We start from the raw sequence: 11,245 nt of genomic DNA, 5'->3' as shown, positions 1-11,245 counted from the left end.
TTCCGGCGCCCGCGCGCCGTTTACCGCGTGCCTTCACACGCAGAGCGCCACGCTTCCCCCTCCCCTCGCACGGCCGCCCGTCAGCCGCAGTCGCAGCAACTACAGGCGTCACAACAGTCGCAGCCATCACAACAGTCGCAGCAGTCGGACCGGTCGCAGCAGCCCTCACGCTTCTTGCGTGACCAAGGGCCCTCGTACTCGTCCGCACAACAGATTCTGCAGGTACAGCACAGCCCGGCGAAGACCGCGCAGCCGGCCAGGAACCCGCGCTTGCCCGGCCCCGGCGGTGGCTGCCCGAAGCCGGGTGGCAGCCCTCCGTCCTGACGGACCGGACCCCCCGGGCCGGCCGGGGTGCCCGGTCCGTCATGCCCTTCGTGCGCACAGGCCGTCGTGCCGAAAGCGCGGTCCACCGAGGCGCGCAGTTCGTGCGCCAGCAGCACATGCGCCAGCCTGCCGTCGGTGAACTCCGCGTCCCGCAGCGCGAGCCGGATGCCGTGCACCGCGTCGTCGGCGAGCCGCCGCGCCTCCGCCCGGGACGTACCGGTCGCGGTGAGCGGATTCCACGCGCCCGACGCGGCGTCGGCCGGCTGGTCCTCCACGGCGTCCAGCAGATGCGCGAGCCGCCCGAAGAGCCGGCCGGCCTCGGCCAGCGGGGCGCTGTTGCCCGGCCGGCCCGCCAGTACGGCGGTGTACGCGAAGGCGGCGGCGGTCGCCGTCTCGGTCGGCTCGGTGACGGCGAGCAGAGGGGTACCGGAACCGGCCAGCGCCTCGATCCCCTGCTGCCGTTCGACGGCGTCGACCAGGACGGCCGTGTCGAACCCCAGCTCCGCGCCGGTGCGAGCGCCCGCCCTGTCCCACCCGTGGGCGACCCGGCGCGCGGCGGCGGCCAGCGGCCGGCGCCCCAACAGCCCGTCCCCGTCCGCGACGTGGTCCCGGATCTTCGCCGAGGCGAGCACCAGTGACACGGAGGCGGCGAGCCGCGCGCCCTCGCCGCTGGCTATCGGCGCCGTACGCATGCCGCGCAGCGGGCAGGGGCCCGCGGTACGCCGCTGCCGCGCGGCGCGTTCGGTCTGAGCCTCCGTCAGAACCGAGACGATCAGCCCGTCGTAGTTGGTGACGACCCGGGAGAACTGCCCGTGGTCCGCGCGAAGTGCCAGACAGAGTCCGCAGAGATGGGCCATCCACTCGGTTCTGAGCCCGTCGGCGAGCCGGTGCGCGCATGGTCTGACGATTCCGAACACGACAGTCCCCCGAGAGTCGTTCACAAGTGCGTGACGCATCGTACCGAGCGAGCGGTTCACCCGTACGTCCCCAGCCTCACCCATCTGGCCGGAACGTAATATTTTGTACCGACTCAGGCCCTGTACGCTGGAAGAACCTTGACGAACCGCCACATCTTCTGCACCAGTACCGTCACGAATCATCTGCGCGCCGACTATCCCCTTGGCGCGGGATCCGCATGATGGTCGACCATAGGGATAGGGAACGTCATGTGACCGCGGTGAAAGGAGGCGTCCATGGGATCGGTGCGCAAGGCGAGTGCCTGGCTGGGCCTCGTCGAGGACAACGACGAGCGTTACTACGACGACGAGTACGCCGAGAGTGCGGAGAACGGCGACAACTGGCGGACCGACCCGCGCGTACGGGTCGTCGCCGAAGCCGCCCCGGAGCAGGACCGCAGAATCGCCACCGTCTCCCCGGACAGCTTCCGGGACGCCCGGACCATCGGCGAGCTCTTCCGGGCCGGCACCCCGGTCATCATGAACCTCACGGCCATGGAGCCCGCCGACGCCAAGCGCGTGGTGGACTTCGCCGCCGGGCTGATCTTCGGGCTCCGCGGCTCGATCGACCGCGTGGCCACCCGGGTCTTCCTGCTGAGCCCCGCCGACACCGAGATCGTCACCGGTGAGGCCGCGGGCCACGGCAAGGACGGCTTCTTCAACCAGAGCTGAGCAGGGCGCTCACCGGTTCGCCCGGTACCGACGGGGTCACCGGAAGGCGTCGAGGCCGGTGAGCGCCTTGCCCAGCACGAGCTGATGCATCTCGACGGTGCCCTCGTACGTGAGCACCGACTCCAGATTCGTCGCATGGCGCATCACGGGATACTCCAGCGAGATCCCGTTGGCGCCGAGGACGGTCCGCGAGGTACGGCAGATCTCGATCGCCTCCCGCACATTGCTGAGCTTGCCGAAGCTGATCTGCTCGGCGCGGAGCCGGCCCGCGTCCATGCGCCGCCCCAGATGGTGGGCGAGCAGGATGCCCTTGTGCAGTTCGAGGGCCATGTCGGCCAGCTTGGCCTGGGTGAGCTGGAAGCCGCCGATCGGCCGGCCGAACTGCTCCCGGGTCCTGGCGTACTGAAGCGCCGCCTCGAAACTGGCACGCGCCGCGCCCATCGAACCCCAGACGATTCCGTACCGCGCGTGGCTCAGACAGCTCAGCGGACCGCGCAGTCCGATGACCTCCGGCAGGACGGCGTCGGCGGGCAGCCGTACGTCGTCGAGGACCAGTTCACTCGTGACCGACGCACGCAGTGACCACTTGTGGGTGATCTCCGGGGCCGAGAATCCGGGGGTGCCCGCCGGGACGAGGAAGCCGCGGATGGCGGGGCCCGAGGGGCTGGACTCGTCGGTCCGCGCCCAGACGACGGCGACCCCCGCCACCGAGCCGTTGGTGATCCACATCTTGCGGCCGTTGAGCACCCAGTCGGTGCCGTCCCGCTTGGCGTGGGTACGCATTCCGGCCGGGTCGGAGCCGTGGTCGGGCTCGGTGAGTCCGAAACAGCCGATGATCTCGCCCGCGGCCATGCCGGGCAGCCAGCGCCGCTTCTGCTCCTCGGAGCCGAAGCGGTGGATCGCGTACATGGCGAGCGAGCCCTGCACGGAGACGAGGGAGCGGATCCCGGAGTCGGCGGCCTCCAGCTCCAGACAGGCGAGTCCGTACTGGACGGCGGTGGCACCGGCGCAGCCGTACCCGGTCAGGGACATCCCGAGCGCGCCGAGCCCGCCGAGTTCCCGGGCCAGCTCACGGATGACGGGCAGCTCGCCGCGTTCGTACCACTCGGCGATGTGCGGCAGGACCCGGTCGGCGGCCCAGGTCCGTACGGTGTCCCGGATCGCGAGATCCTCCGGTTCGAGCAGATCGTCGAGGCCGAGGGGGTCGCCAGGGTCGAAGGGCGGGGGCTTGGCGACCGACGACGCGGACGGTGCGGACGGTGCGGACGGTGCGGACATGGGACGGCCTCCGGCGGCTCGCACGGCTCTGACGGGCGGTAACTAGCGGCGCTAGTTACGGCTCGGTGACGACCGTACGACGCAGCGTGCCGCGCGTCCAGACGCACCCCGGTCGCCGCGTCCGCGCGTCAGCCGTACCGGCGCGCCCCGACGCGGGTGCGTACGCCGGGACGCCTAACGGGAGGCGCGGCCCGCCGGGACCGCCGCCTCCGAGGACTCACGGGCCGCCGTCGGCGCTCTGCGCGGGTGGGGAGGCCGTCGCTCCTGCGGGCGGGACGGCCGCGTCTCCCCGGACTCCGGCACCTCTTCGGACGCTTCTTCGCGCGCCTCATGCGCCTCATGCGTCTCGCGCGTCTCCTGAGGCGCGTGAGACGCGCATTCCATGATCCTCGGCAGCCGCAGCGCGGCCAGCGCGCCGAGCAGCAGCAGCCCCGCGCTGACGAACAGCGTGACGTGCAGACCGTGGACGAACGAGTGGCGCGCGGCCATACGCAGGCTCTCCCCCGCCGGTCCGCCGAGCCGGGCGGCCACCTCGTAGGCCTCACCGAGCGAGTCGGAGGCCGCCGAACCGGCCGACGCGGGCACCCCCTTCACCGACGCCAGCGCGGGCGCGTACACCGCGTTCATCACGCTGCCGAGCAGGGCGATCCCCATGCCCGCGCCCAGCTGGTACGAGGTCTCCCCGATGGCCGCGGCGCCGCCCGCCTGATCCGCCGGAGCCTCGCTGAGCATCGACTCGTACGCGCCGAAGAGCGTGGTCTGAAGCCCGAAACCGAGCAGGACGAACCCCGCGGTCAGCAGCCCCGGCCGGTCGTGCTGGCCCATCAGCACCAGCAGCAGCACGGCGCCCGCGGTCAGGACGAAGCCCCAGGCCACCATCCGGCGCGGCCCCACCCGGCGCAGTGTGACCGAGCCGGTGACCCCCGCGGCCATGGCGGCGAAGGTGAGCGGCAGCAGCCGCAGACCGGTCTCCAGCGGACTGAGCCCGAGCACCAGCTGGAGGTACTGGACGGCGATCAGCTCCAGGCCGACCAGCGCCAGCATGGCGAGGACGATGCAGCCGACGGAGACGGAGAACGTGGGCCTGGCGAACATCCGCATGTCGATCAGCGGATGCGCCCTGCGCCGCTGCCTGCGGACGAAGAGGACGAGAAGGGCCGCGCCGACGCAGAGCGGGCCGAGGGTCTCGGGGCCGAGCGGCCCCTCACCGGCGCCGAGCCGCTTCACCCCGAAGACCACCCCGAGCACTCCGGCGGCGGCCATCAGCGCGCCGAGCACGTCCCAGGGCCCGTCCCCACAGCCCTTCGACTCGGGCAGCACCAGCCGGCCGAGCGGCAGCAGGAGCGCCAGCAGCGGGAGATTGACCAGGAAGACCGAGCCCCACCAGAAGTGCTCGACGAGGAAGCCGCCGAGCACCGGGCCGAGGGCCGCCCCGATGGCGGCGACCGCCGTCCAGACGCCGATGGCCATGGCGCGCTCGCGCCGGTCGGGGAAGACGTCGCGCAGGATGGAGAGCGTCGCGGGCATGATCATCGCGCCGCCGACCCCGAGCAGGGCGCGCGCCGCGATCAGCACCAGCGGCGTATCGGCGAGGGCCGCGACGGCCGAGGCCACCCCGAAGAGCGCGTAGCCGATGAGCAGGACCCGGCGTCTTCCGACGCGGTCGCCCAGTGTGCCGAAGAGGATCAGCAGCGCGGCGCAGACCAGTGGATACGCGTCCACGATCCAGAGCAGCTCGACACCGCTGGGCCTGAGGTCGGCCGTGACCGCCGGGACGGCGACATGCAGCACGGTCGCGTCGAGCGCGACCAGCAGCAGGCTCACACAGAGGACGACCAGGACGACCCAGCGGTTGGCACCCCCGCGGACCCCGGCCGCGCGCAGCCGTGCGCCGGCCGTGGTGCTCCCGGACATCTGAGTACCTCCCAATGCGTCCCTCGCGCTCGGCGGGCCAACGGGGACACGGGGTCCCTCGGAGCGGCCCGGCATCGACGGGCGAGTGAGCCGCCAGCGTACGCGAGTGGACGTGCGTGGCGCGTGGCGCATCTCTCACCGGTCCGGCCGACCAGTGTGGCGTACGCCACTCGGGTGGAGTGACACGCCACTCCCACCGGCCGGGGCCGGGCCCCGGGCGCGCACGAGCGGGAGGGAAATTCCGTGCGACGCCACGGTGAACTAATTCTGTTCCGCACAAAGACGGTTCCGGTAAGGGCGTGTCCATTAATAGGGCCGAAGGTCCCTTCGATTTCCGGAACGCCCGCTGATAAACCACTCTCCGAGACGCACTCCACATCACATCGTCATCACAAAGAGACCGGATCGACCTGTTCACTCGCTCACTCGCTGTAACGTCGATTGGGTGCGTACCGACATCTTTGCCCGTCTGGACCGGGAGCCGGAACCGCCGAAGATAGAGATCCCGCGGATGAGCCGCACCCGCAAGGCTCTCTTCGGCGGGACGCTGGCGTTCTATCTCGCCATCGTCGTTGCCGTGCTCGTCTCGTCCTCGCTGGTGATCCTCGACTGGAAGGTCATGCTCTTCCGGCCCTATCAGCAATGGCCGGAACTGCATCCTTTCCTCGACTACTTCGTGGTGCTGGGGCAGCGCGGCCCCACGGCCGTGATGATCGCGGCCTGGCTGGGCTGGCGCTCCTGGCGGCAGCACACGCTGCGGCCGCTGCTGGCCCTCGGCACGGCGTTGCTGCTGCTCAACGTGACCGTCGGGGCGGTCAAGCTCGGCCTGGGCCGGCTCGGCCCCCACTACGCGACGCAGATCGGCTCGGCCGAGCTCTTCGCGGGCGGCGATATATTTCCTTCGGGCCACACCGCCAACGCCGTGGTGACCTGGGGAATCCTGGCCTATCTGGCCACCACTCCCCGGGCCAGGCGCTATCTGTCGGTCATGTCGGCCGTGGTCGCCCTGGGGGTCGGCGCGACGACCGTCTACCTCGGTACGCACTGGCTGAGCGATGTGCTGCTCGGCTGGGCCGCGGGGCTGCTGATCCTGCTGGCGCTGCCGCTCTTCGAGCCGCTGATCGGCCGGGCCGAGCTGACGATCTTCGCGGTCCGCGAACGGTGGCGCGCGCGCCGCAGGACCACGCCGTCGACCCCGGTCGCCTCCGGGGGCCCGCGGCCCGCACCGGTCCCGCACGAGGCGGCGCTGGGTGACGAGCCGCCGTGCGGGCCCATCGGGGCAGGTCACGGCGGCCACCCCGGTGCCGGCCGCACCGCCGGCACCGTCACGGGCACGGGTCAGCTCACCCAGACGAAGCCGCACACGGTGCGCTCGGAGCGTACGCCGATCACCCCGGCCGGCAGCCGTCGGCCGGGGCACTCGCGGCCCATGACGGGCGGCTGACCGCCCCCGGGGACCGCGGGGACGGTACGCACGGCCCCACCCCGCGTACGGATGAAGGCCCCGGCTCCGGCCGGGGCCTTCATCCGTACGGTGCGGTACGGGTGCGGTGCCCTGGGCCCCGCCCGGAGGACCGTCGGCCGGAAGGCCGTCAGGGAGCCGTCGGGAGCCCGTCAGGAGCCCGGGGCGGGGCCCGCCGGTCAGCCGAGCCAGCAGCGGATGACCCGGCCCGCCTCGACCTCGAAGTTGAGCCGGCCCGCGACGAACTCCATGGTGATGATCGAGCCCGGGGGCAGCGACCTGACGGTGGTCCAGCCGCGCTCGCGGGCGCGCCGTCCGGCGCTCTCGGAGTCGAGTCCGACATAGGACTCGGGGGCGTCGTCGGGCTGTCGGGGTGGAGTCGGTATCGGTGACATACCACTCACCGTAGGCGCCGGGGACGGTCGAAGGAAGGCGATCGGATACCTCACCCGTATGCTTCTCGTCTCTCCGCGGTCACACTTGTGTCACAGGTTCCGACGCGCTCCGGATGCGAACCGCGTCACTCTTACGGCCCCTTCACATCCGACTTCTTAGAAATTCCATACCTCGAAGATCACATAAATAGGCCGCCCGGAATTCCACCGCCCGCGGCCGTCGTTTTCCGGCCGACCTCGGAAATCAATTGATGGACCGTTGAGGAATTCACGAGTCCCCCGCACAATCCGCCGCCCGCCGACACGTACCCATACCCGTACGTTCCCGCCGGCGCGGGCATGTCAGCCGAGGGCGCGCGACAGCCGGTCCCGCAGGGTCCTGATGTGGCCGGTCAGCTCCGGTGGCTCGATCACCTCGAAGTCGAAGCCGAGCAGTGCCAGGTGGATCGCCATCACATCCAGGCTCGCCGCCCCGGCGCGCAGCAGACAGCTGTGCTCGTCGACCGCCTCCAGGACGCCCGTGGACGGTGACACCTCCTGGGCCGCCTCCGCGGCGGACACGCGCAGCCGGATCACGGCCGCCGTGGCGTAGGCCCGGGTGGAGACGCCCCGTGAGACATACGCGGCGAGGTCCTCGGCGGGCGGGGTACGCGGGGTGAAGCGCGGTCCGTGCGGCGGCGTGGGCGTGATCCGGTCCACCCGGAACGTACGCCAGTCGGCGCGGTCCAGGTCCCAGGCGACCAGATACCAGCGGTGTTCCGTGCACACCAGCCGGTGCGGCTCGACGGCGCGGCGGGTGACGGAGTCCTCGTGGTCACGGTAGGCGAAGCGCAGCCGCTCGCTGTCCCGGCAGGCGTTGGCCAGTTCGGTGAGGACGCCGGGGTCGGCCAGGGATCCCCGGGGCCCGCGCAGCATCGGCACGGTGAAGGTGCTGAGGGCGCCGACCCGGCGCCGCAGCCGGTTCGGGAGCACCTGCTCCAGCTTCGCCAGGGCGCGTACGGAGGTCTCGCCCATGCCCTCCACGCCGTTGCCCGCGGCGGTGCGCAGGCCGACGGCGACGGCGACGGCCTCCTCGTCGTCCAGCAGCAGCGGCGGCAGCTCGGCCCCCGCGCCGAGCTGGTAGCCGCCGCCCGTGCCGGGGCTGGCGTTGACCGGATAGCCGAGTTCGCGCAGCCGGTCGACATCACGCCGTACGGTGCGCGGGGTGACGCCGAGCCGGTGCGCGAGGTCGGCGCCCGACCACTCGCGGTGGGCCTGGAGCAGTGAGAGCAGACGCAGCAGTCGTGCCGAGGTCTCCAACATGGGCCCGAGTCTGGCAACCCTCGCGGACAGCTTCTGTCCGCGAGCCCGGAACCGGTCCGCGCCGGTCAGCGTGTCGACGTCGGCACGGGCGCGGCGGGCACGGGCACGGGGTCCAGCCGTACGCAGAAGTCGTTGTCCTGGGTGTAGCCGGGCGCGGCCAGCCAGCCGTCCGTGCCGTGCGCCGCGGGGACGCGGTGTGCCGGATAGACATGAATGGCCCGCTTGTCCCAGATGTCGTCGAGGATGCGGGAGATCCGTATGCCGGTGGCGTCCGGCGCGGGCAGCAGCCACAGATCCCAGTGCCACCGGTCCTGGCCCGGCATGCTCCGCCCGCCCGGCCCACCGCGCTCGCCCGGCGCTCCGGCCAGCGGTCCGTACGGCAGGGTGAAGGCGAACACCCCGCCCCGGCCGGTCACGGCCACCCGGTGCGTACGGTCGCCGCCGCGCAGCCGGGCCTCGGCCCGCGCGTGCTCCCCCAGCCCGGCTCCGTACAGCACGCCCTCGACCGACATCCCGGCCGGCTCGCAGCGGACCGTCCCGGCCTCGGCGTGCGGTGCGCGGAGCCAGGTCCTGAGGGCGAGCCGGCCGTCCGCGGTGGGATACGGGACACGGGCGGCGACCGGGCCCGCCCCCGGCACCCGGTCGATCAGCGCCCGTACGTCCCTGATCCCGGGCCGCACGGGCTGGTCGCCCGAGGCGCCCGTGAAGATGTCCCAGTGCCCTTCGGCCAGTTCGACGGTGCTGGGCAGGACGGCGCGCAGCCGCGTCGTCCCGGCCCCGCCGACGGCGGCGGGACCGGTCAGCGGCAGCCGTACCTCGTCGTCGCCGCCACCCCGCCCATCGCCACCCCGCGCACCACTGCCGGGCGCCCCGTCGTCGCCCGCGCGGCGGCGCAGCACCAGCGTCGCGCCGGGGCGGGCCGTGCCCGTGATGTCGAAGGTGATTCCCCCCGCCGAGTCGGCGACGCAGTCGGCGGTGCACACGGCGGGCGACGCCCGCCGCCCGATGGGTCTGCTGGTCATACGGTTCTGCCCTTTCGGATCACATCTGCGGCCCCGGTCCTCGCGGTTTGCGCCGGTCACGGTCCGGGCCGAGTGGGGGGATGCCGACTGGGTAGACGCGGAAACGACCCACATGGTGCCGAGTCGGAACAGATCCGTACGTTCACGCGCCGATACGGCACCGGCGAACCGGCCGGACTCGCGCCGGACGGGGCGAACCGCGTGGACTCGCCCCCGGACGCCGCGCGCGTGCCACACGGACGGGGCGCCGGGCCACCGAAGGGAGCAATGAGATTCAGCCACCCCATTGATTCGCTGATTTCCCGATTTGTCGACCTGTCCATCTGTCCGCACGCGGATCCGCGCTTCGGCGTACCGAATCAACTGCCTTTCGCCCGGCAGATGTTGGGCCGTACCGCGCCGTTCCGGCCGACGGCTCACGCGCCGCCCGGGATGGTTCGATTCCGTACCCCTTCGCGCGTGACCCGGGCGACGGCTCGCCCGTTGTCTTCTGTACGAGCCGGGAACAGCCCGGCCCACGCACCGAGTTCGAGGAGCCACCCGTGCCGCGCATGCTCGATGTCAGCGAGGACGTACGCGCCGAGATCGGCGACGAAGAAGCCGACCGGCTGCTCTCCGGCGAGAACTCCCCGGGCAGCTACGACTGCACGTCCTGCCGGACCCCCGGCGACTCCGAACAGGAGCGGACCAGCACCGTGCTGTTCGTCGGCGACGAGACCGCCGTGCTCGCCTTCGCCCACGCCACCTGCATTCCCTCCCAGGTCGTCCAGGTCGCCGAGGACCAGCTCCAGGGGGCGGTCCGGTCGATCACCGGCGGCGACCCCCAGCCCGAGGGAGCGCGGGGAGTGCCCGCCGCGGGCTCCAACCAGGCCGTGCTCGGGGTCACCAGCGGTCTGGTGCTGATCGAGGGCGATCTGCACCCCGCGCTGGTCGTCGAGCCGACCGCCCCGATCGTCCGGCCCGGCTCGGAGGCCACCATCGACGAGTTCCTGCCGCTCCTCATCGAGCAGGGCTTCCAGCCGCTCGGTGATCTGAACCAGGTGCCCGCCCAGCTGCCCGGCTGGTCGGTGCTGCTCGCCATGGGGCAACTGCACGCCGTACTCCAGCCGGGGACCGGCGGCGGCACCCCGACCGCGTGGTGGCAGGCCCATCAGCCGCTCCAGGTGACCGAGGGCTGGCGGACCGCCGCCAACAAGTCGCACACCGTCCTGGTCTTCGCCGCGCCGGTCGGCTCCATCGGCCAGCAGCCCCGCGAGGACCTGCTGCGCGACGCCCTGGAGAAGGCCGCGGCCAACGGCAAGCTGGTCGCCGCGGCGATGCCGCTGGCCGGCACGTGACCGAGGCCACGCGCCGCGCCCGCCCGCCGTACCGCACCCCGGCGACGGCGAATTCCCAGGACAGCCCGCATCCGACGGGCAGCGGGGTCGTTGGCACGTACGTGCACTCATACGACCCCACCCGCCAGCAATACCAGAGCCATATCCCTTCCATGCGCCCCGCGCAGGATGTCGCCGACGGGTTCTCCACGACCCCGATCTACGACGCGCTGTACTCCGAGTTCCGCCGGTCCTTCAGGGCACTGCCCGGTGACCGCAGCAATGAGGAGAACCTCGGTTTCACGGCCTTCGGCACCGGACTGCACGCCGCGCGTGGCGGGTACGGCGCCCACTCAGGACTCGGGCATACGCCGTACCCCGGGTCCTGGCAGCGTGATCCACGGCAGCACTCGGGACGGCCGGCTCAGGCGGCGCTTCCCCCCGCCCTTCCCCCGGGCCCCCGCCGGGGCAGATGACCGCGCCGAGAGCGGTGGGGGGGGGGGGGGGGGGGAAGCCCGTCCAACAAAACCACCATTTCCAACGTGGTCCCCGTTTTCCTTTTCCTCACCTCCTCGCTCTGCATTTCTTCTTTCTTACTTTGTCA

General features: G+C 72.0%; 10 protein-coding genes. 4 read left to right on the top strand and 6 right to left on the bottom strand.

Annotated elements, in window-relative coordinates; genetic code table 11:
• Nucleotides 1-80: 80 nt before the first annotated feature.
• The gene (locus ACZ7LS_RS18915) at nucleotides 81-1,280 is read right to left on the bottom strand and encodes a DUF5685 family protein (RefSeq protein ID WP_382671132.1); all 1,200 of its coding nucleotides are present in this window, start codon (nucleotides 1,278-1,280) and stop codon (nucleotides 81-83) included.
• 237 nt (nucleotides 1,281-1,517) lie between these two features.
• Here ACZ7LS_RS18915 and ACZ7LS_RS18910 point away from each other — a divergent pair, with 237 nt between their 5' ends.
• Nucleotides 1,518-1,952 carry a cell division protein SepF gene (locus ACZ7LS_RS18910; protein WP_382520248.1) on the top strand — a complete coding sequence of 145 codons (435 nt, stop codon included), beginning with the start codon at nucleotides 1,518-1,520 and terminating at the stop codon, nucleotides 1,950-1,952.
• Nucleotides 1,953-1,988: 36 nt separating this feature from the next.
• Here the strand turns inward: ACZ7LS_RS18910 and ACZ7LS_RS18905 are convergent, their stop codons facing one another.
• On the bottom strand, nucleotides 1,989-3,230 hold the full coding sequence (locus ACZ7LS_RS18905) for an acyl-CoA dehydrogenase family protein (RefSeq protein WP_382670913.1): 1,242 nt from the start codon (nucleotides 3,228-3,230) through the stop codon (nucleotides 1,989-1,991).
• A gap of 174 nt (nucleotides 3,231-3,404) precedes the next feature.
• Complete coding sequence (locus ACZ7LS_RS18900) at nucleotides 3,405-5,144, bottom strand: MFS transporter (RefSeq protein ID WP_382873938.1); 1,740 nt, start codon at nucleotides 5,142-5,144, stop codon at nucleotides 3,405-3,407.
• 445 nt (nucleotides 5,145-5,589) lie between these two features.
• On the opposite strand from ACZ7LS_RS18900, the gene ACZ7LS_RS18895 reads away from it, so the two are divergent.
• Nucleotides 5,590-6,588 carry a phosphatase PAP2 family protein gene (locus tag ACZ7LS_RS18895; RefSeq protein ID WP_385135186.1) on the top strand — a complete coding sequence of 333 codons (999 nt, stop codon included), beginning with the start codon at nucleotides 5,590-5,592 and terminating at the stop codon, nucleotides 6,586-6,588.
• Nucleotides 6,589-6,785: 197 nt separating this feature from the next.
• Here ACZ7LS_RS18895 and ACZ7LS_RS18890 read toward each other — a convergent pair whose 3' ends face one another.
• The 3 genes from ACZ7LS_RS18890 to ACZ7LS_RS18880 all read right to left on the bottom strand — a co-directional run bounded on the left by ACZ7LS_RS18890 (nucleotide 6,786) and on the right by ACZ7LS_RS18880 (nucleotide 9,325).
• On the bottom strand, nucleotides 6,786-7,001 hold the full coding sequence (locus ACZ7LS_RS18890; protein ID WP_382520255.1) for an I78 family peptidase inhibitor: 216 nt from the start codon (nucleotides 6,999-7,001) through the stop codon (nucleotides 6,786-6,788).
• A gap of 342 nt (nucleotides 7,002-7,343) precedes the next feature.
• Complete coding sequence (locus ACZ7LS_RS18885) at nucleotides 7,344-8,303, bottom strand: helix-turn-helix transcriptional regulator (protein ID WP_385135184.1); 960 nt, start codon at nucleotides 8,301-8,303, stop codon at nucleotides 7,344-7,346.
• Between the two features lie 65 nt (nucleotides 8,304-8,368).
• Complete coding sequence (locus ACZ7LS_RS18880; RefSeq protein ID WP_385135182.1) at nucleotides 8,369-9,325, bottom strand: hypothetical protein; 957 nt, start codon at nucleotides 9,323-9,325, stop codon at nucleotides 8,369-8,371.
• A gap of 542 nt (nucleotides 9,326-9,867) precedes the next feature.
• Here ACZ7LS_RS18880 and ACZ7LS_RS18875 point away from each other — a divergent pair.
• Together ACZ7LS_RS18875 and ACZ7LS_RS18870 are read left to right on the top strand one after the other, a co-directional pair.
• Nucleotides 9,868-10,662 carry a hypothetical protein gene (locus ACZ7LS_RS18875; RefSeq protein WP_382520260.1) on the top strand — a complete coding sequence of 265 codons (795 nt, stop codon included), beginning with the start codon at nucleotides 9,868-9,870 and terminating at the stop codon, nucleotides 10,660-10,662.
• On the top strand, nucleotides 10,659-11,117 hold the full coding sequence (locus tag ACZ7LS_RS18870; RefSeq protein ID WP_471064935.1) for a hypothetical protein: 459 nt from the start codon (nucleotides 10,659-10,661) through the stop codon (nucleotides 11,115-11,117). Before ACZ7LS_RS18875 ends, ACZ7LS_RS18870 begins: the two co-directional genes overlap by 4 nt.
• The last annotated feature ends 128 nt before the right edge of the window (nucleotides 11,118-11,245 follow it).

The sequence above is a fragment of the Streptomyces sp. NPDC039430 genome (genome assembly GCF_055639435.1).
Note: the sequence above shows the minus strand (reverse complement) of the source record. Positions and strands in the feature narration are given on the sequence as shown.

Excerpts from the sequence above, each read along its gene's own strand:
- ACZ7LS_RS18915 (WP_382671132.1), bottom strand. The coding sequence starts at position 1,280 with ATGCGTCACGCACTTGTGAACGACTCTCGGGGGACTGTCGTGTTCGGA.
- ACZ7LS_RS18910 (WP_382520248.1), top strand. The coding sequence starts at position 1,518 with ATGGGATCGGTGCGCAAGGCGAGTGCCTGGCTGGGCCTCGTCGAGGAC.
- ACZ7LS_RS18905 (WP_382670913.1), bottom strand. The coding sequence starts at position 3,230 with ATGTCCGCACCGTCCGCACCGTCCGCACCGTCCGCGTCGTCGGTCGCC.
- ACZ7LS_RS18900 (WP_382873938.1), bottom strand. The coding sequence starts at position 5,144 with ATGTCCGGGAGCACCACGGCCGGCGCACGGCTGCGCGCGGCCGGGGTC.
- ACZ7LS_RS18890 (WP_382520255.1), bottom strand. The coding sequence starts at position 7,001 with ATGTCACCGATACCGACTCCACCCCGACAGCCCGACGACGCCCCCGAG.
- ACZ7LS_RS18885 (WP_385135184.1), bottom strand. The coding sequence starts at position 8,303 with ATGTTGGAGACCTCGGCACGACTGCTGCGTCTGCTCTCACTGCTCCAG.
- ACZ7LS_RS18880 (WP_385135182.1), bottom strand. The coding sequence starts at position 9,325 with ATGACCAGCAGACCCATCGGGCGGCGGGCGTCGCCCGCCGTGTGCACC.